Origin of the sequence: Brevundimonas sp., assembly GCF_029946145.1 — a bacterium.
Taxonomy (GTDB): Bacteria; Pseudomonadota; Alphaproteobacteria; order Caulobacterales; family Caulobacteraceae; genus Brevundimonas.
The window spans coordinates 535,153-552,940 of sequence record NZ_JAQSDY010000027.1 but is presented as its reverse complement, the minus strand read 5'-3'; the positions used below and the strand labels follow the sequence as shown (position 1 = coordinate 552,940).

The window sequence follows — 17,788 nt, the reverse complement described above, 5'->3', positions numbered from 1 at the left end:
GGCCCGGAATGTCCCCAGGGACGTTCCGGGCCGATCGTGTTTTTGCGTCGATCTGTTCCGACGGTTCTATCGCGGCGCTTCCGGTGCTAGACGCGCCCCGTCTCCCCGACCCCAACGCCAGATACGGACGCCGCCATGCCCGCCGCTCCCGACTTTCCCCCCGCGCCGGACCGCGTGGCGCCGCAGCGCGCGCTGATCTCCCTGTCCGACAAGACCGGGCTGGAGGACGCAGCCCGCACCCTGCACGGCCTCGGCGTCGAACTGGTCTCGACCGGCGGCACCCGGGCCGCCATCGCCGGCTTCGGCGTGCCGGTGAAGGACGTCGCCGAGCTGACCGGCTTCCCCGAGATGATGGACGGCCGGGTCAAGACCCTGCACCCGGTGGTGCACGGCGGCCTGCTGGGCGTGCGCGACGCGGCCGATCACGCCGAGGCCATGACCACCCACAACATCGGCCCCATCGATATCGTCTGGGTCGATCTCTATCCGTTCGAGGCCACGGTGGCGTCGGGCGGCGGCTTCGACGCCGTGGTCGAGAACATCGACATCGGCGGCCCGGCCATGATCCGTTCAGGCTCCAAGAACCACGGCTATGTCGCCGTCTGCGTCGATCGGACCTCGGTCGCCGAACTGCTGGCGGCCCTCGAGGCCGACGGAGCCACGACGCTCGAGCTGCGCAAGCGCCTCGCCGCCCGCGCCTTCGCCCGCACCGCCGCCTATGACGCCGCCGTCTCCGGCTGGTTCGCCCGTCAGGTCGGCGACGCCGCCCCGGCGCGCAAGTCGATCAGCGGCTCGCTGGCCCAGACGCTGCGCTATGGCGAGAACCCGCACCAGACCGGCGCCTTCTACCGCACCGGCGACACGCGGCCGGGCGTCGCCCACGCCCGCCAGCTGCAGGGCAAGGAGCTGGGCTACAACAATATCGCCGACGCCGACGCCGCCTATGAGCTGGTCGCCGAGTTCGAGGCCCCGGCCTGCGTCATCGTCAAACACGCCAACCCCTGCGGCGTCGCGGTGGGCTCTGACCTCGCCGCCGCCTACGCCCGCGCCCTGGAGTGCGACGCGGTTTCGGCCTTCGGCGGCGTGGTCGCGGTCAACCGGCCGCTGTCCGGCGCCGATGCGAAGCTGATCACCGACATCTTCACCGAGGTCGTCATCGCCCCCGGCGCCGACGACGAGGCGAAGGCCATCTTCGCGGCGAAGAAGAACCTGCGCCTGTTGCTCACAGACGGCCTGCCCGATCCGCTGGCCGCGGGCGAGGTGTTCCGCTCGGTGGCCGGCGGCTTCCTGGTCCAGTCGCGCGACCGCAGCCGCATCACCGCCGCGGACCTGAAGATCGTCACCCGCCGCGAGCCGACGCCGCAGGAGATCGAGGACATGCTGTTCGCCTTCACCGTGGCCAAGCACGTGAAATCGAACGCCATCGTCTATGCGAAGGACGGCCAGACAGCCGGCATCGGCGCCGGCCAGATGAACCGCCGCGACTCGGCCCGCATCGCCGCCATCCGCGCCCGCGAGGCCGGCGAGGCCAAGGGTCTGGCCCATTCGCTGGCCCAGGGGTCCGCCTGCGCCTCCGAAGCCTTCTTCCCCTTCGCCGACGGCCTGCTGGAAGCGGTGGCCGCCGGGGCGACGGCCGTGATCCAGCCCGGCGGCTCGATCCGCGACGACGAGGTCATCGCCGCCGCCGACGAGGCCGGCGTGGCCATGGCCTTTACGGGGGTGCGGGTCTTCCGGCACTGAAGGCGGAACCTCTGCCATTGCCGGCGGTTTGAACGCCCCCTCCCTTCAGGCTTGCCCCATGCAGACTCTCTCCCAGCGCTGGTCGATGCTCGAGCCGCACGCCACCGTCGTCGGCCCCGACGACGACCGGCCGCGCCCGACGGTGATCCTGTTCCACGGCTGCGGAGGCCTGCGCGATCACCTGCCCCGATACGCCGAGGCGGCGAAGGCGGCGGGCTGGCGGGCGGTCATCGTCGACTCCTATGCGCCCCGCGGCTGGAGCCGTCAGTTCGCCATGGCCATGGTCTGCACGGGCCTGCTGCTGCATGGCTGGCAGCGGGCGGGCGACGTGCTCACGGCCTTGTACGGCGTTTCGCGGCGGCCCGACGTCGACGCCTCGAAGATCGTTCTCGCCGGCTGGAGCCATGGCGGCTGGGGCATCATGGAGGCGATGAGCTCGCAGCGGGGCCGCCGCATGCTGGGCGTCGAGGACCCCGGCGCCGTCTCGCTGGACGGGGTGATCGGGGCCTGGCTGGCCTATCCTTACGTCGGCGTCGGCGCCTTCAACCGGATGCGGCCGTGGCGGCATTGCCCGAAGACGCTGGCCGTGATTTCGCGCACCGACCACCTGACCACCGTTCGCAATGCCGAGCGGGTGCACGACATGGTCCGCCGCTGCGGGGCCGAGGTCGAGACCTGGATCGCCGAGGGCAGCCACGCCTTTGACGAGCCGATGGCGGCCGGGCCGATGCGCTATCATCCCGAGCTGGCGGCCGAGGCAGAGCGGCGGTTTGTCGCCCTGCTGAACGACGTGGCCGTGGCCCCCGCCGCCTGAGCTGGAAACGCCCTGGCGTCCCGGATCGCCGCTGCGCGGCGTCCGGGTGACACTGTTGACTGGCTCTAGCGCGGTTCGATCGTGACTTCCGCCCGGATCGAATTCGCGATGTAGCAAGCCCCGTGAGCCCGGTGGTGCAGGCCATCGATAGCGGCGGCGTCCGGCAGCAGTGCGCCCGAGAAGGTCACGGCTGGCCGCAGCGTCACGGCTGTGATCGAGGTCTTTCCGCGCTCGTCCCGGCCCAGGACGCCGATAGCCTCGTCCCGGTAGGCGTCGATGAGAAACCCTTCCTTGGCCGCGAAGGCGAGGAAGAACAGCATGTGGCAGCTCGACAGCGCCGCCACGAGGGCCTCCTCAGGATCGACCGCGGCCGGATCCGACAGCGGCGGCGGCACGAGGTCGGACGGCGCCGAGGACCCGCGCACCAGCGCCCCGCCGTCAAAACGCCAGTCATGGGCGCGGGCGTAGCGCTTATCGAGGAACGGCTGGTCGCCACGGCTCCATTCGATGGTGGCCAGATGCTCGCTCATGACGGTCCTCCAAACGGCGATGACCGAACCGTGTAGCGCCGGGCCGGCCGAAACCCAAGCCGCGCCTTGCTCCCGCCCTCGACCCGCCTTATCCCCGCTGACATGGCCGCGCCCCTGATCTGCCCCTCGATCCTCGCCAGCGACTTCGCCCGTCTGGGCGAGGAGGTCCGAGCGCTCGACGCCGCGGGCGCCGACTGGATCCACGTCGACGTGATGGATGGCCATTTCGTGCCCAACATCACCATCGGCCCGGATGTGGTGAAGGCCCTGCGCCCCCACACCGCCCTGCCGTTCGACGTGCACCTGATGGTCGCCCCGGTCGATCCCTGGCTGGAGGCCTATCGCGAGGCCGGCGCCGACATTCTGACGGTCCATCCTGAAAGCGGGCCGCATCTGCACCGGACGCTGGGCCGGATCCGCCAGCTGGGGGCGAAGGCCGGCGTTGTGCTGAACCCGGGCACCCCCCTCGGCGTGCTGGAAGACGTCATCGACCTGGTCGATCTGGTGCTGCTGATGTCGGTCAATCCCGGCTTCGGCGGCCAGTCCTTCATCGACGCCACCCTGCGCAAGATCGAGCGGACCCGCGCCCTGCTCGACGCCGCCGGATCGAAGGCGCACCTGCAGGTCGACGGCGGGGTCACCGCCGCAAACGCCGGCGCCTGCGTCGCCGCCGGAGCCGACGCCCTGGTCGCCGGCACGGCCGTGTTCCGGGGCGGCCCCTCGGCCTACGCCGCCAATATCCAGGCGCTGAAGGCAGCGTGAGTCCTCCCGGTCCCTTCGCCCGTCCTGAAGCCGACGGTCCCGCGCCCGGAGAAATCCCCGGCCTGCGCGGCGCCCCGATGCGCACGCCGGTCAGGACCACCGGCGTGTCGAGCGGGCCCGGCCTGTGGCCCGCCGTCATCGGCCGGCTGCTGACCCGCCAGCTGTGGATCGAACTCTACGGCCTGCCCGGCTACAGCCTGACCCTGAAGGGCCGCCCGGCCCAGGGCTTCGCCGCCACCCCGCGCGATTTCCGCCCCGTCGATCCGGCCCAGGGCAAGATCGTCCTCGGCGGCAAATTCACTCTCGCCGGATCCAGCCTCGAGGCCGCCGCGCCCGACGATCCGTGGAACCGGCCCAGTCCGACCCGCGCCTTCGCCGTCGAGCTGCACAGCTTCGCCTGGCTGCCGTCGCTGATGCTGCAGGGCGAGCGCGGCGCGCGCGAGGCGGTGCGGCTGACCTTGGCATGGGCCGACGCCTTCGCCCGCTGGTCGCCCTTCGCCTGGGGTCCGGAAATTCTGGCGCGCCGGACCTGTCATCTGGCCTGCGCCGCCCGACGTATGGGACAGGTGGCGACCGAGGCCGAACGGCTCAGGCTGGCCGACATCCTCGGCCGTCAGGGCCGCCAGCTGCTGCGCCCGCCCGGCGGTCTGGTGGGCAAGGCCGAACGCCTGACCGCCGCCGCCATCGCCGGCTGCGCCCTCGCCGGCGCCCCGGGCGTCTCCCTGCGGCGCCCGGCCCTGCGCGGCCTGCCCGGCGCCCTGGACCGCACGGTCGCGCCCGACGGCGGCCACGCCAGCCGCAGCCCGGAGGCCGGTCTCGAACTGCTGCTCGATCTGCTGACGCTGGACGACGCCCTGTCGCAGGTCTCGGAAGCCACGCCCGACGTCGTGCGGTCCGCGATCCGGCGCCTGACCCACGCCCTGCGCCTGCAGAACCTGCCCGACGGCCGGCTGATCACCATGCAGGGCGGAGGTCCCTCGACCGCCGCCCGGGTCGCGGCCGGGCGCGCCCACGACGACGTCCACGCCGAGGCTCCGGGCGGGACCGTCGGCGGCGTCGCCCGCATCCGCAGTCCCCTGCTGACCATCGCCGCCGATATCGCCAGCCCCGCGCGCGGCGCCTGGTCCGCCGCCGCCTGCGCCCAGCCGATGGCGCTGGAGATCGTCTGCGGCAAGGACCGGATCGTCACCGGTTGCGGCTGGACCCCGCGCGCCGCCGACCGCCAGGGCCTGCGCCTCGCCCCCGGCCATTCGACCCTGACCCTCGGCGACGGCTCGACCGGAGAACCCCTGGGCGGCTGGCGCGGTGAACTTCTGGACCACCGCCTGGTCGGCCGGCCGCTTCACTTCGCCGTCGACCAGCGCGACGGCGAGGGCGCGGTCTGGCTGGAGGTCGAGCACGACGGCTGGGTCCACGACTACGGCCTGCTGCATCAGCGCCGCCTGTATCTGGACCAGCGTCTCGACGAACTGCGCGCCGAGGAGCGGCTGCACCCCGCCCCCGGCCAGAAGGAGGTGATCCGCGCCATCGCCGCCCCCTATGCCGTGCGCTTCCAGCTGGAGCCCGGCGTCCAGGCCTCGCTGGCCCGCGATCGCCGCTCCATCCTGCTGCGCGGCCATTCGGGCCGGGGCTGGTGGTTCCGCACCGACGGGCCCGACGTGGCCATCGAGCCCTCGGTCCATATCGACGATGGCCTGACCCGGCGGTCGCTGCAGATCGTCGTGCGCGGCTCGGCCCGCACCGATTCCGAAACCAAGATCCGCTGGAAGCTGAGCCCCGCCGGCGCGGGGGGCGATCCTTCCTGATCCTGTCCCTTGAGACGAAGGGTCGCCGCGACCATCTGGGGACTGCCGCGTTACGCCTTTCCGACCACAGGACCGACCCCCGAAGGACGACCATGAGCCTCGCCGACCCAACCACCCTCCCTGACGACCTGATCAAGGACGGCTCGGACGCCGGCTTCATGGCCGACGTCATCGAAGCCTCGAAGACCCAGCCCGTGCTGGTCGACTTCTGGGCCACCTGGTGCGGACCGTGCCGCACCCTGACGCCGATGATCGAGAAGGCCGTCCGCGCCGCCGGCGGGGCCGTGAAACTGGTCAAGATCGACGTCGACAAGAACCCGGCCTATGCGGGCCAGCTGCGCGTCCAGTCGATCCCCACCGTCTACGCCTTCGTCAACGGCCAGCCCGTCGACGGCTTCCAGGGCGCCGTGCCGGACAGCCAGCTCAAGGCCTTCATCGACAAGCTGACCGGCGGCACGAGCGCCAACTCCGACATCGAACAGCTGTTGTCGCTGGGCGAGGAATCCCTGTCGCTGAACGACCTCGGCGGCGCGGCCCAGGCCTTCGCCCAGTTGCTGACGCTGGAGCCGGCCAATGAAAAGGCCATCGCCGGCATGGCCCGCGTCTATCTGGCCGACGGGGACACGGACCAGGCCCGCCAGACCATCGCCATGGCCCCGCAGGACTCGAAGGAGCCGACCGTCCAGAGCGTGCGCGCCCAGCTGGCGCTCGCCTCGGCCGCCCCGACCGGCGCCGCGTCCGAACTGGAAGCCCGGGTCGCCGCCACCCCCGCCGACCATCAGGCCCGTTACGACCTGTCGCTGGCACAGGCGTCCGCCGGCGATCTGAAGGGCGCGGTCGACAGCCTGCTGGCCATCGTCGCCGCCGACCGGGAATGGAACGATCAGGCCGCGCGCAAGCAACTGCTGGTCGTCTTCGACGCCGCCGGCGGGGCGTCCGACATCGCGCGGGACGGGCGCCGCCGTCTGTCCTCCATTCTGTTCGCATAGGAGGCCGGGGTGGCGCAGGGATATGTGAAGGCCGCCGACCTGCCGCAGGTCATCCCTGTGTTCCCGCTGCCGGGCGCCATCCTGCTGCCGCGCGGCCAGCTGCCGCTGAACATCTTCGAGCCGCGCTATCTGAACATGATCGATGATGCGATGGCCGGCGACCGCATCATCGGCATGCTCCAGCCCCAGGCCGGCTCGGCCCGCCTGCCCAACCTGTCGCCCGTCGGCTGCGCCGGGCGGATCACCAGTTTCGCCGAGACGTCGGACGGCCGGTATCTGATCACCCTGACCGGCTGCGCCCGTTTCCGTCTGTCCAGCGAGCTGCCGGCCCAGACGCCCTATCGCCAGATCCGCGCCGACTTCGCCCCGTTCGAGAACGATCTCAGCGCCCCGCCCGTGGACGACATAGGCCTGGACCGCGACGGCCTGCTGGACGCCCTGCGCGCCTATCTGGAGACGCGCGGTCTCGACATCGACTGGGACACCGCCGAAACGGCCCCGCCCGAGGCCCTGATCAACAGCCTGTCGATGGCCCTGCCGTTCGAGCCGGCCGAGAAACAGGCCCTGCTGGAGGCGGTCAGCCTGACCGACCGCTCCTCGGTCCTGACGGCGCTGCTGACGATCGACGCCGCCAGCGACGGCGAGGGCGATGCGCCGTTGATGCAGTGAGGAGAGTGGCTAGTGGCTAGTGGCTAGTGATTGAGTGTCGAAGCGCCTGTGGCGTTGCAACCCGTCGCCAAGGAGCCGCCTATGCCCTACGAGTCTCGACTAGCCACTAGCCACTAGCCACTGCAGCCATGTCCGACACCTTCCACACCCCCGCCTCGGTCGACCCCCGCCTGCTGGAGGTGCTGGTCTGCCCGGTCACGCGCGGCAAGCTGACCTATGATCGCGAGCGTCAGGAGCTGGTGTCGAAGGGCGCCAAACTGGCCTATCCGATCCGCGACGGCGTGCCGATCATGCTGCCGGAAGAGGCGCGGAAGCTGGACTAGACCGCCTCGCCCCGGAGCAACCGCGGCAAATCCCCCGTCGCGCCGCCGGCCTCGTGCATGAAGGCGCGGCGCAGGGGCGCGATGCGGTTGACGGCGGCGATGCCCAGACCCCGGGCCAGCCGAACCGGTGCGATGTCGTTCGAGAACAGCCGCACGAAGGCGTCGAAGCCCGCCGCCAGCGCCGCATTGTCGAAGCGCCGCCAGCGGGCGTAGCGGTCCAGCACCGTCTCCGAGCCGATGTCCTCGCCCAGCCGCATGGCCTCGACCAGCACCTCGGCGAGGGCGGCGGCGTCCTTCAGGCCCATGTTCAGCCCCTGACCCGCCACGGGATGCACCCCGTGCGCGGCGTCGCCGATCAGGGCCGTGCGGGGGCCGGTCAGGGCCTCGGCCAGCTGCAGCGACAGCGGATAGACGAAGCGCGGCCCGACCACCGTCACATCCTCGAGGAAGTCGCCGAACCGCCGCATCAGATGCGACTGGAAGGCGGCGTCCGACGCGGCCTTCAGCGCGTCCGCCCGGCGCGTCGTCTCGGTCCACACCAGACTGGCCCGCTGTTCCGTCAGCGGCAGGATGGCGAACGGGCCCGAGGGCAGGAAATATTCATGGGCGACATTGCCGTGGTCCCGGCCAAGGGACACGGTGGCCACGACCCCGCTCTGGCCATAGCCCCAGCCGACGGTCTCGATTCCGGCGCTTTGTCTCACAGGCGAGAAACGACCCTCGGCTCCCACGACCAGGGGTGCCCCCAGACGCGCGCCGTCCGCCAGGGTGACGACGGCGCCGGCCGGGCCGGCCTCGATCTTCGCGGCCGCGGCGGGCGCCCGAACCTCGATCCCGGCGGCCGTGACGGCCTCGGCCAGCGCCATCCGGATGCGCCGGTTCTCGACCATGTAACCCAGGGGCTCGCCCTCGGTCCGGTCGCCGATCTCGTCGGCGTCGAAGCGCAGGAAGGCGGAACCCGCGGGTCGCGACGCCGCCCCCGGCCGATGGCCGTCGGTGACCAGAATCCGGTCCATCCGGCAGGCATGCGGCCGCAAGGCCGCACCGACGCCCAGCGCGTCCAGCATGCGGAAGGTCGAGAAGGCGATGGCCGTCGACCGTCCGTCGAACGTCGGCGCCAGTTGCAGCGAGAACGGCTGCGGATCGAACAGCACGACCTTCAGCCCGCCCTGGGCGGCGGCCAGGGCGAAGGTCGCCCCGGCCAGGCCGGCGCCGGCGATGATGACGTCATAACGGTCTGGCGTGCTCATGGGCCGGTTGTCGCGCTGGATCGGGGGCGCGTCCAGTGCCGCGGAGTCGCGGCCTTTTTCCTTCTCCCGCGTGCGGGGGAGGGACAGTGCGCTGGTAAACAGCGTCTTAACCCTGCCCGGGTGACAACAGGCGCCAGTCCTCGTCCGGAGTCCGCCCTCGCATGTCCGCCGCCCTCGCCATCGGCCATCGCGCCTTCGAGAGCGCCCGCATCGTCTGGGGCGCGCCCATCGCGATCAAATTCCGCGGCGTGCTCCAGGCCCTGCTGGCGGCCCTGCTGCTGGCCGCCCTGGTGTCGTGGAATCCGGTCGATCCCAGCCTCAACGCCGCCTCGGGCGTCGCTCCGACCAACTGGCTGGGCCTGAACGGCGCCCTGTTCGCCGACCTGTTCATGCAGTCCCTGGGCATGGCCGCCTTCCCCGCCGCCCTGCTGCTGATCGCCTTCGGACTCGCCGCGGCCATCGGCGACGTGATCCAGCAAAGGCTCAAGCCCACGGGATTGAAGGCCCTGTCCGCCGCCGGCGGCGTTCTGGCCCTGTCCGCCGCCCTGTCGGCCCTCGCCCCGCCCGCCGCCTGGCCGCTGGCCGCCGGCCTCGGCGGCCTGTGGGGCGACGCGATCGTCGGCCTGGTGCGGATGACCTGCACGGCCCTGCGTCTACCGGGCGCCCCGATCTTCGCCGGCGTTCTCTTCTTCCCCATGGCCCTGTGGGCCATCGGCTACGCCATCGGCCTGAGACTGGCGGACGTGGGCGACGCCTTCCACTGGGCCGGCCGTCGCCGCGCGCCCGCGCCGTCGCCTGCCAGGGCGCGCCGCGATGCGGTCAAGGCGCCGCCCCGTCCGCGCCCGGCGCCCGAACCGGACGACTATCCCACGATCGGCCTCGACGCCCCGGACGACCCGCCGTGGGACGCCCCCGTTCCCGCCCGCAGCGCGCCCGAGCCCAAGGTCGCCGCCGCCAAGGCGCCGAGGGCGTCCAGGCGCGAACTCGACGACAGCCAGGTGGCCTTCGACTTCGCCCGGCCCCAGAACGGTCCGGGGGGCGGTTTCGAACTGCCGCCGCTGGGCATGCTGACCAAGCCGGCCAAACGCGTCGCCTCGGTCGATGAAGAGGCGCTGAAGCAGAACGCCAAGATGCTGGAAGGCGTGCTGCAGGAATTCGGCGTGCGCGGCGTGATCGACCAGATCCGCCCCGGCCCGGTCGTCACCCTGTACGAGCTGGTGCCCGCCCCCGGGGTCAAGCACGGCCGGGTCGTGGCCCTGTCGGACGACATCGCCCGCTCCATGTCCGCCCGCGCCTGCCGTATCTCGGTCGTGCCGGGGCGCAACGCCATCGGCATCGAGCTGCCGAATGCGAAGCGTGAAACCGTCTATCTGCGCGACCTGCTGGCCTCGACCGAATACGACAAGCCCGCCCACCTGCTGCCGCTGGCCCTGGGTGAGACCATCGGCGGCGAGCCCTATGTCGCCGATCTGGCGCGCATGCCGCACCTGCTGATCGCCGGCACCACCGGTTCGGGCAAGTCGGTCGGGGTCAACGCCATGATCCTGTCGATCCTCTACCGGATGACGCCGGCCGAGTGCCGCTTCATCATGATCGACCCCAAGATGCTGGAGCTGTCGGTCTATGACGGCATCCCGCACCTGCTGGCCCCCGTCGTCACCGATCCCAAGAAGGCCGTCGTCGCGCTGAAATGGACCGTGCGGGAGATGGAGGACCGCTATCGCCGCATGTCCAAGCTCGGCGTGCGCAACATCGCCTCCTACAACGAGCGGGCCCGCGAGGCCGTGGCCAAGGGCGAGCATTTCGAACGCACCGTCCAGACCGGCTTCGACGAACAGGGCCGCCCGGTCTATGAGTCCGAGAAGATCCGCCCGGAACCCCTGCCCTTCCTCGTCGTCGTCATGGACGAGATGGCCGACCTGATGCTGGTCGCCGGCAAGGACGTCGAGGGCGCGGTCCAGCGGCTGGCCCAGATGGCCCGCGCCGCCGGCATCCACCTGATCATGGCCACCCAGCGCCCCTCGGTCGACGTCATCACCGGCACCATCAAGGCGAACTTCCCGACCCGCATTTCCTTCCAGGTCACCTCCAAGATCGACAGCCGCACCATCCTCGGCGAACAGGGCGGCGAGCAGCTGCTGGGCCAGGGCGACATGCTCTACATGGCCGGCGGCGGCCGCATCACCCGCCTGCACGGACCGTTCGTGACGGACCAGGAGGTCGACGAGGTCTGCAAACACCTGCGCGGCCAGGCCGAGCCCGACTATCTGGACCTGATCACCGATGATCCCGACGGCGACGGCGACGCGGCGTTCGACGACGAGGGCGGCGGCGGTTCGGGCGACGACCTGTACGACCGCGCCGTGGCCGTGGTCACCCGCGACCGCAAGGCCTCGACCAGCTATATCCAGCGCCGCCTGCAGATCGGCTACAACCGCGCCGCCTCCCTGATCGAGCGGATGGAGCAGGAAGGCGTCGTCAGCCAGGCCAACCACGCCGGCAAGCGCGACATTCTGGCGGGGCCTCCGCCGATGGCGTAGGCGCGCTACCGCTCGCCGCGCGTCGGCTTGCTGCTTGAGCGCATTTCCGGCTTTTCGGAACCGCCGTCGATGAACGACGCTTCATTCCGCCGCCGGAATATGGTCAGGGTCGGGTCATGCCCGCGCCATTCGCAGTCCGCATTACGGCATGAACAACAACCATCCCGAACGGGAGAAGACCCCATGACCGTCTCGCGCCGCGCCTTCGCCTTTGGAACCGCCGCCATTGCGGCCTTCGCCGCCCTGCCCGCCGCCGCCCAGACCGGCCTTTCGGCCGAGGATCGCGCCGTGGTGGCCCAGGCCCAGACCTATCTGCAGAATCTGACCTCGGCCCGGGGCAATTTCGTCGAGACCTCGGGCGCCCAGCGCCGGGAAGGCCGCTTCTGGCTGCAACGCCCGGGCAAGATGCGCTTCGAATACACCAGCCCGGCCGGCCTGCTGGTCGTGTCGGACGGCTCCAACGTCAAACGCTACGACCCGCGGCTGAACGTTTTCCGCCAGGTGCCGCTGGGCTCGACGCCTCTGTCGACCTTCCTCGCCCGGACCGTGCGTCTGGATCAGGGCGTGCGCATCGACCGCGTCACCCGCATGGCGTCCGGCGCCTTCGCCATCACCGCGCGGGACAATCGCCGGCCCAACGATGGCTCGGTCATCCTGTCCTTCGCCGGTTCGCCGCTGCGGCTGCATGAATGGACCATCACCGACGCCCAGGGCGGCCGCACCCGCACCCAGCTGACCACCCTGCAAGCGGCCCCGGGCCTCGCCGCCAGCCTGTTCCAGCTCAGCGACCCCACGCGCCGTCCGCGCCGCGGCTGAGTCACGCCCGGAGCGAACTTGACATTTTTTCAAGTGAGTGGCACTTTGGCAACAGGTCGGCGGGAGCCGGCCTGACCGCTACGGATTTCATCCCCTTCCCGGCGGCGAGAGACGAACCTTCCAGCGCCCGATCCCCCCGATCGGGCGCTTTTTTGTCGGGCCGCGGTCGCCGGACGCTTCGGGACCTCCCGACCCGACGCGGCCTGGCGCTTCGCGCGCGTTCCGCGCTCAAGCAGCGAGCCGCCGCGCGGCGAGCGATAGCGCCCAAAGCGTCCGGCGACCGCGGCCCGACAAAGATGCTAGAGCCTTCACCATGCTTCGCATCGCCACCTGGAACATCAACTCCGTCCGCCTGCGCATCGACCAGGTCGCCCGCTTCGTCGAGGAGAGCGGAACCGACGTCCTGTGCCTGCAGGAGATCAAATGCCTCGAGGACCAGTTCCCCCGGGCGGCCTTCGAGGCCATGGGCATGCCCCACCTGAAGATCGGCGGCCAGAAGGGCTGGCACGGCGTCGCCATCGCCAGCCGCAAGCCGATCGCCGAGGCTCCCAGGCTGGACGTCTGCCGTGAGGGGCACGCCCGCTGCGTCTCGGCCATGGTCGACGGCGTCGAGATCCAGAATTTCTACATCCCCGCCGGCGGCGACACGCCGGACCGGGCGGTGAACCCGAAATTCGATCACAAGATGGACTTCTACGAGCGTCTGACCGCCGAGATGGCGGGCCGCGACAAGCAGCGGCCCCTGCTGCTGGCAGGGGATTTCAACATCGCCCCGGGCGAGAATGACGTCTGGAACCACCGCTATATGTCGAAAATCGTCAGCCACACGCCGCTGGAGGTCGAGACCCTGCGCCGCCTCCAGGAAGCAGGCGGCTTCGCTGACGTCGTACGCGACCAGATTCCCGAGCCGCAGAAGCTGGCCAGCTGGTGGAGCTATCGCGCCGCCGACTTCCGCAAGTCGAACCGCGGCCTGCGCCTCGACCACATCTGGACCTCGCCCGGCCTGACCCCGGCGGCAGCGCCCGGCACGGCCCGCATCCACGACACCGTCCGCGAATGGACCCAGCCCAGCGACCACGCCCCGGTCACGGTCGATCTGGCGGTCTAGAAGGGGAAGAAGATCGGGATCGCGATCATGGCCGCCGCCCAGGTGATCAGGTTTAGCGGCACGCCCACCCGCACGAAATCCATGTAGCTGTAATTGCCCATCTGGAAGACCAGTACATTGGTCTGATAGCCGAACGGCGTGGCGAAGGCCGCCGAGGCCGCCATCATCACGCAGACGAGGAACGGCCGGGGATCGACCCCGAAGCTTTCGGCCAGTGCCACCGCGATCGGGGTGATCAGCACCGCCACCGTGGCGTTGGACAGCAGTTCCGTAGCGAACAGGGTCACCCCGTACAGGATGATCAGGGCGACCAGCGGCCCGTACGGACGGATCACCCCGATCAGCATCTCGGCCCCGATCGCGGCCAGGCCGGTGACCTCGATGGCGACCCCGACCACCACCATGCCGGCGATCAGCAGCAGGATCTCGGGACGCAGTCCGGCATAGGCCTCCTCGGGCGTGATGACCTTGAGCAGGATCAGGGCGACGGCCCCGGCGAAGGCCGCCGCGGCGATCGGAGCCAGGCCAAGCCCCGCGGCCGCGACCACCGCCACGAACACCCCGAGCGCGATCAGGGCGCGGCGCAGGTCGAAGGGCCGGTCGGCCGCCCCGAACAGGGCCACGTCCCCCAGGTGAGCGTCGCCGGAGCCGTCCTCGTTGGTGCGCGCCTCGCCCAGGCGCGGCAGGTTGAATGGCAGGAGCCGTCGCCGCTTCGCCATGACGGCTTCGGCCGCCTGGCGCCGGGCCTCTTCCATCTCGGCCAACCGCGCCTGTTCCGCTTCGTCGGCCTCCACGCTGCGCCCCAGCTGGCGCGCGCCGACGAAATACAGCCACAGGCCGCCGACGACGGCGATGCTGAGGCCGACGGGCGTGATCTCGAACAGGCTGAACACGGGCTGGCCGGCATTGCGGGCCATGTCGTTGACAAGCAGATTGGTCGAGGTGCCGATCAGGGTCATCAGCCCGCCCAGCACCGAGACGTGGCTGAGCGGCATCAGAAAGCGTTTGGGCGACAGCCTCAGCGACTGGGCGACGTCGCGGATCACCGGCGCCGCCAGCACCACCACCGGCGTATTGTTGAGAAAACCGCCGAGCACGCCGCACATGCCGATCACGGCCCAGACCCCGATCGCTCCGACGCGCGCCGCCAGCTTTGTCGCCTGCCGGATCATCAGTCCCAGCAGGCCGGACAGCTCTATGGCGTAGGCGATGACGAACAGGCCGGCCAGGGCGATAACCGCGGGACTGGCGAAGGCGCCCTGAACCTCCACCGGGCGCACCACGCCCAGCAGCAGCAGGGCCGCGGCTCCCGACAGGGCCACGACATCGGCCCGCACCCGACCGTGGACCAGCACGCCGACCACCGCCGTCAGGACCACCAGGGCCGCGATCTGATCGAAGGTCATGGAACGGCGCGGCCCCCCTGCGGCTTTCTGAAAGGAGCCCCGCACAGGAGCGCCCCCTGTCCAAGCGGACGATATGCTAGGCTTGTTCCATGGTTTCAGAGGCGACAGTGAATAGCGCGCGGCGAACCACGGCGGCGCTCGTCCTGATGGGATGCATCGCCGCCGGCTGCGACCGGTCCGGACCAGCCGAGCCTGCGTCGCCCGAACCCGCAACCCCCGCGCCCGCGCCCGCGCCGCCCTCGCCGGCGCTGGACAGGGCCGCCATTCTCTCCGCCATCGACGCCGCCGCCTCCGACGCCGCGGCGGGCATCGCGCCCGCCGGGCCCGACGCCCTGGCCGGCCGCACCTTCACCCTGAAGATGGCGTTCGGCTGTTTCGGCCCGGAACCGGGCCTCCCGGGCGCGCCCTCGACCACGGACGGCGCCCCCGGTTGGGTCGCCTCCGCCGACGGGCGGTCGATCCGCCTGACCCTGTCCCTGGCCGACTGGACCGGGGGCGACGTCTCCGGCCCCCCGCCCGACGGGTTCGAGGCCTTGTCGGGCGTCTGGATCAACCAGCCATGGATGCGGTCCGAGGCCTGCCCTGCCCGAACCATCCGCACGCCCGGCGCTCCGGCTGTCCCGCTCCCGGCCCGGGTGGCGGGTCTGGTCATGGTTCGCCCGGCTGGTGCCTCGCGGCTGGGACGGTCGGGCGACCGCGACTTCACCTACGTGGTTCGGGCCGAGGGCGAGCAGCCCGTGGCAACCCCCGCCCAGGGGTACCGGCTGGTTCTGGAAGGCCGCCTGACCGGCTGGGCCGACGGGCGGGTGATCCGCTGCAGGGTCATCGCACCCGATCGGCCGCCCGCCTGCGTCGTGGGCGCGACCGTGGATCGCATCGCCTTCGAGGACGGCGCGACAGGTTCGGTGCTCAGTGAGTGGCGGCCCGGCTAGGGCTGCAGACGGTACCCGCCCGCGTCGGTCAGCAGCAGGCGCGCCTGGCCCGGCTCGGGCTCGATCTTCTGGCGCAGGCGGTAGATGTGGGTTTCCAGCGTATGGGTCGTGACCCCGGCGTTATAGCCCCAGACCTCGGTCAGCAGCTCCTCGCGCGACACGGCCTTGGCCCCGGCGCGATAGAGGTATTTGAGGATGCTGGTTTCCTTCTCGGTCAACCGCACCTTGCGCGCCTTGTCGTCGACCAGGACCTTGGCGGCGGGCCGGAACTCATAGGGGCCGATGCGGAATACGGCGTCCTCGGATTGTTCATGGCTACGCAGATGGGCCCGGATGCGGGCCAGCAGGACGGCGAAGCGGAAGGGCTTGGTGACATAGTCGTTGGCCCCCGACTCCAGCCCCAGAACGGTGTCGGAATCAGACGACTGGCCCGTCAGCATGATGATGGGGGTCGAGACGCCGTCCTTGCGCAGCAGACGGCAGGCCTCGCGCCCGTCCATGTCGGGCAGGTCGACGTCCAGCAGGATCAGGTCGGCCCGCACCTCGCGGCCCATCCGCACCCCTTCGGCGGCGGTCGAGGCCTGCACCGGCCGGAAAGCCTCGTGCAGGGCCAGTTGTTCGGCCAGCGCCTCGCGCAGGTCGTCGTCGTCGTCGATGATCAGGATGGTCTTGGGTGCGGGCATGGATACCAGAATGGCGAGCGTTGCCCGTTCCGCCAAGGGCAGGACCCGAAGCGGAGCGGTTTTCAATCGATAGAGGCCGTTTGAGGGGTGTTTCGTTCCCCGAACAACGCCCAACCGACTCGGACATGGGTCGCACCGAGGCGGATCGCGGTCTCATAGTCGCCGCTCATCCCCATCGACAGGACGTCCAGCCCGTTGCGGCGGGCGATGTCTCCCAGCAAGACAAAATGGTGATCGGGCGCGTCATCCACAGGCGGAATGCACATCAACCCCTCGACCGTCAGCCCCAGCGACCGCGCCAGAGCGATCAGGGCGTCGGCCTCTTCCGGCAGGACGCCGGCCTTCTGCGGCTCGGCTCCGGTGTTGACCTGGACCAGCACCCGCGGCGTCTTGCCGGCCTTGCCGGCGGCGATAGCGAGGGCTTCCGCCAGGCGGGGCCGGTCCAGCGTCTCGATAACGTCGAACAGGGCGAGGGCGTCCGGGACCTTGTTGGTCTGCAAAGGCCCGATCAGGCGCAGTTCGAGATCAGCAACGGCAGCGCGGCGCCCAGCCCACCGCGCCTGCGCCTCCTGCACCCGGTTCTCGCCGAACACCCGCTGGCCGGCGGCCAGAATGGCGTCGATCGCCTCGGGCGGCTGGGTCTTGGTCACTGCGGTCAGGACGACGCTGTCGGACCCGCGCGCAGCCGTCTCGCAAGCCTGCCCTATCCGCCGCCGGAGCGCGGCCAGGCGGCCGGCGATGCTGGACGCGTCGGCAGGATCGGGGGATGAGGAAGCCATGAACCGCTCGGACGCCGAAACCCTGTGGGAGGTGGCCCGTGTCCTCGCACGCGACGCCGCGAAAGTCAGCCGGGCGCGGGCGCCACGGGCACTGCCGCCGCTGTTGTTCTTTACCGACCCGATCCGTACGCCCCGCCCGTGGGAAACGGCGGCGCGGCTGCCGGCCGGGGCGGCGGTGGTGTTCCGTCATTTCGGTCAGGCGGACGCCCTGGGCGCCGCCCTGCGGCTGCGGGATGTCACGGCGAGGGCCGGCGTTCGGCTTCTGATCGGTCTGGACGCCGATCTGGCCGAAGCGGTCGGCGCGGACGGCCTGCACCTGCCCGAACGCGCCCTGGATCAAGCCGGGCCCCTGTCGGAAGCGCATCCGGAGTGGCTGATCACCGGCGCGGCCCATGCGGGCTCCCCGCTCGACAGCGCGCACCTTCACGCCCGCATCCTGTCGCCACTGTTCGCGGCGGGAGGCGCCTCATCGGCCAGGGCGCCGCTCGATTTAACGGTTTTTCGGACACTGGCGGCGTCAGCCGCCTGTCCGGTCTACGCCCTCGGCGGGATCGACGCGAAGAACGCGCAAAGCCTCATTGGCTCGGGCGCGGGCGGTCTGGCGGGGGTATCGGCGATCCAGGCGGCGTTCGGCGCCTGACC

17 protein-coding genes are annotated in these 17,788 nt (G+C 70.9%); 12 read left to right on the top strand and 5 right to left on the bottom strand.

Annotated elements, in window-relative coordinates; translation table 11 throughout:
• Positions 1-135: 135 nt before the first annotated feature.
• Positions 136-1,740, top strand: a complete 1,605-nt coding sequence (gene purH, locus PSV23_RS14865; protein WP_300470400.1) for a bifunctional phosphoribosylaminoimidazolecarboxamide formyltransferase/IMP cyclohydrolase — start codon at positions 136-138, stop codon at positions 1,738-1,740.
• Positions 1,741-1,798: 58 nt separating this feature from the next.
• A complete protein-coding gene (locus PSV23_RS14860; protein ID WP_300470398.1) occupies positions 1,799-2,554 on the top strand; it encodes a dienelactone hydrolase in 756 nt (251 codons plus the stop codon).
• 65 nt (positions 2,555-2,619) lie between these two features.
• Here the strand turns inward: PSV23_RS14860 and PSV23_RS14855 are convergent, their stop codons facing one another.
• Positions 2,620-3,084 (bottom strand): OsmC family protein, encoded by a 465-nt coding sequence (locus PSV23_RS14855; RefSeq protein ID WP_300470396.1) that lies wholly within the window; start codon positions 3,082-3,084, stop codon positions 2,620-2,622.
• 102 nt (positions 3,085-3,186) lie between these two features.
• On the opposite strand from PSV23_RS14855, the gene rpe reads away from it, so the two are divergent.
• From rpe to PSV23_RS14830, 5 genes are all read left to right on the top strand, one after another.
• Entirely contained in the window at positions 3,187-3,846 is a 660-nt protein-coding gene (gene rpe / locus PSV23_RS14850) for a ribulose-phosphate 3-epimerase (protein WP_300470483.1), read from the top strand.
• Positions 3,843-5,651, top strand: a complete 1,809-nt coding sequence (locus PSV23_RS14845; RefSeq protein WP_300470394.1) for a heparinase II/III family protein — start codon at positions 3,843-3,845, stop codon at positions 5,649-5,651. The genes rpe and PSV23_RS14845 overlap by 4 nt, the downstream gene beginning before the upstream one ends.
• Before the next feature lie 92 nt (positions 5,652-5,743).
• Positions 5,744-6,640 carry a thioredoxin gene (gene trxA, locus PSV23_RS14840; RefSeq protein WP_300470391.1) on the top strand — a complete coding sequence of 299 codons (897 nt, stop codon included), beginning with the start codon at positions 5,744-5,746 and terminating at the stop codon, positions 6,638-6,640.
• Positions 6,641-6,649: 9 nt separating this feature from the next.
• The gene (locus tag PSV23_RS14835) at positions 6,650-7,309 is read left to right on the top strand and encodes an LON peptidase substrate-binding domain-containing protein (protein ID WP_300470389.1); all 660 of its coding nucleotides are present in this window, start codon (positions 6,650-6,652) and stop codon (positions 7,307-7,309) included.
• Between the two features lie 128 nt (positions 7,310-7,437).
• On the top strand, positions 7,438-7,632 hold the full coding sequence (locus PSV23_RS14830) for a Trm112 family protein (protein WP_300470386.1): 195 nt from the start codon (positions 7,438-7,440) through the stop codon (positions 7,630-7,632).
• Here the strand turns inward: PSV23_RS14830 and PSV23_RS14825 are convergent.
• On the bottom strand, positions 7,629-8,882 hold the full coding sequence (locus PSV23_RS14825) for a UbiH/UbiF/VisC/COQ6 family ubiquinone biosynthesis hydroxylase (RefSeq protein WP_300470384.1): 1,254 nt from the start codon (positions 8,880-8,882) through the stop codon (positions 7,629-7,631). The genes PSV23_RS14830 and PSV23_RS14825 overlap by 4 nt on opposite strands.
• A gap of 161 nt (positions 8,883-9,043) precedes the next feature.
• On the opposite strand from PSV23_RS14825, the gene PSV23_RS14820 reads away from it, so the two are divergent.
• The 3 genes from PSV23_RS14820 (at position 9,044) to PSV23_RS14810 (ending at position 13,346) form a co-directional block, all read left to right on the top strand.
• Positions 9,044-11,422: a DNA translocase FtsK 4TM domain-containing protein gene (locus PSV23_RS14820; protein WP_300470382.1), complete on the top strand. Its 2,379-nt coding sequence runs from the start codon at positions 9,044-9,046 to the stop codon at positions 11,420-11,422.
• Positions 11,423-11,605: 183 nt separating this feature from the next.
• Complete coding sequence (locus tag PSV23_RS14815) at positions 11,606-12,238, top strand: outer membrane lipoprotein carrier protein LolA (protein WP_300470380.1); 633 nt, start codon at positions 11,606-11,608, stop codon at positions 12,236-12,238.
• Positions 12,239-12,551: 313 nt separating this feature from the next.
• Positions 12,552-13,346: an exodeoxyribonuclease III gene (locus PSV23_RS14810; RefSeq protein ID WP_300470378.1), complete on the top strand. Its 795-nt coding sequence runs from the start codon at positions 12,552-12,554 to the stop codon at positions 13,344-13,346.
• On the opposite strand, the gene PSV23_RS14805 is transcribed toward PSV23_RS14810, so the two are convergent.
• Complete coding sequence (locus tag PSV23_RS14805) at positions 13,343-14,752, bottom strand: SLC13 family permease (protein ID WP_300470376.1); 1,410 nt, start codon at positions 14,750-14,752, stop codon at positions 13,343-13,345. The genes PSV23_RS14810 and PSV23_RS14805 overlap by 4 nt on opposite strands.
• Positions 14,753-14,898: 146 nt before the next feature.
• On the opposite strand from PSV23_RS14805, the gene PSV23_RS14800 reads away from it, so the two are divergent.
• On the top strand, positions 14,899-15,684 hold the full coding sequence (locus PSV23_RS14800; protein WP_300470374.1) for a hypothetical protein: 786 nt from the start codon (positions 14,899-14,901) through the stop codon (positions 15,682-15,684).
• On the opposite strand, the gene PSV23_RS14795 is transcribed toward PSV23_RS14800, so the two are convergent.
• Together PSV23_RS14795 and PSV23_RS14790 are read right to left on the bottom strand one after the other, a co-directional pair.
• A complete protein-coding gene (locus PSV23_RS14795; RefSeq protein WP_300470371.1) occupies positions 15,681-16,367 on the bottom strand; it encodes a response regulator transcription factor in 687 nt (228 codons plus the stop codon). The two genes, PSV23_RS14800 and PSV23_RS14795, sit on opposite strands and share 4 nt — an antisense overlap.
• Before the next feature lie 62 nt (positions 16,368-16,429).
• Complete coding sequence (locus PSV23_RS14790; RefSeq protein ID WP_300470370.1) at positions 16,430-17,146, bottom strand: YggS family pyridoxal phosphate-dependent enzyme; 717 nt, start codon at positions 17,144-17,146, stop codon at positions 16,430-16,432.
• On the opposite strand from PSV23_RS14790, the gene PSV23_RS14785 reads away from it, so the two are divergent.
• Positions 17,145-17,786 carry a thiamine phosphate synthase gene (locus tag PSV23_RS14785; RefSeq protein WP_300470369.1) on the top strand — a complete coding sequence of 214 codons (642 nt, stop codon included), beginning with the start codon at positions 17,145-17,147 and terminating at the stop codon, positions 17,784-17,786. The genes PSV23_RS14790 and PSV23_RS14785 overlap by 2 nt on opposite strands.
• Positions 17,787-17,788: the final 2 nt, after the last annotated feature.

Excerpts from the sequence above, each read along its gene's own strand:
- PSV23_RS14830 (WP_300470386.1), top strand. The coding sequence starts at position 7,438 with ATGTCCGACACCTTCCACACCCCCGCCTCGGTCGACCCCCGCCTGCTG.
- PSV23_RS14800 (WP_300470374.1), top strand. The coding sequence starts at position 14,899 with ATGGGATGCATCGCCGCCGGCTGCGACCGGTCCGGACCAGCCGAGCCT.
- purH (WP_300470400.1), top strand. The coding sequence starts at position 136 with ATGCCCGCCGCTCCCGACTTTCCCCCCGCGCCGGACCGCGTGGCGCCG.
- PSV23_RS14790 (WP_300470370.1), bottom strand. The coding sequence starts at position 17,146 with ATGGCTTCCTCATCCCCCGATCCTGCCGACGCGTCCAGCATCGCCGGC.
- PSV23_RS14820 (WP_300470382.1), top strand. The coding sequence starts at position 9,044 with ATGTCCGCCGCCCTCGCCATCGGCCATCGCGCCTTCGAGAGCGCCCGC.
- PSV23_RS14825 (WP_300470384.1), bottom strand. The coding sequence starts at position 8,882 with ATGAGCACGCCAGACCGTTATGACGTCATCATCGCCGGCGCCGGCCTG.
- PSV23_RS14810 (WP_300470378.1), top strand. The coding sequence starts at position 12,552 with ATGCTTCGCATCGCCACCTGGAACATCAACTCCGTCCGCCTGCGCATC.
- PSV23_RS14785 (WP_300470369.1), top strand. The coding sequence starts at position 17,145 with ATGAACCGCTCGGACGCCGAAACCCTGTGGGAGGTGGCCCGTGTCCTC.
- PSV23_RS14860 (WP_300470398.1), top strand. The coding sequence starts at position 1,799 with ATGCAGACTCTCTCCCAGCGCTGGTCGATGCTCGAGCCGCACGCCACC.
- PSV23_RS14805 (WP_300470376.1), bottom strand. The coding sequence starts at position 14,752 with ATGACCTTCGATCAGATCGCGGCCCTGGTGGTCCTGACGGCGGTGGTC.
- PSV23_RS14795 (WP_300470371.1), bottom strand. The coding sequence starts at position 16,367 with ATGCCCGCACCCAAGACCATCCTGATCATCGACGACGACGACGACCTG.
- trxA (WP_300470391.1), top strand. The coding sequence starts at position 5,744 with ATGAGCCTCGCCGACCCAACCACCCTCCCTGACGACCTGATCAAGGAC.
- PSV23_RS14855 (WP_300470396.1), bottom strand. The coding sequence starts at position 3,084 with ATGAGCGAGCATCTGGCCACCATCGAATGGAGCCGTGGCGACCAGCCG.
- rpe (WP_300470483.1), top strand. The coding sequence starts at position 3,187 with ATGGCCGCGCCCCTGATCTGCCCCTCGATCCTCGCCAGCGACTTCGCC.
- PSV23_RS14815 (WP_300470380.1), top strand. The coding sequence starts at position 11,606 with ATGACCGTCTCGCGCCGCGCCTTCGCCTTTGGAACCGCCGCCATTGCG.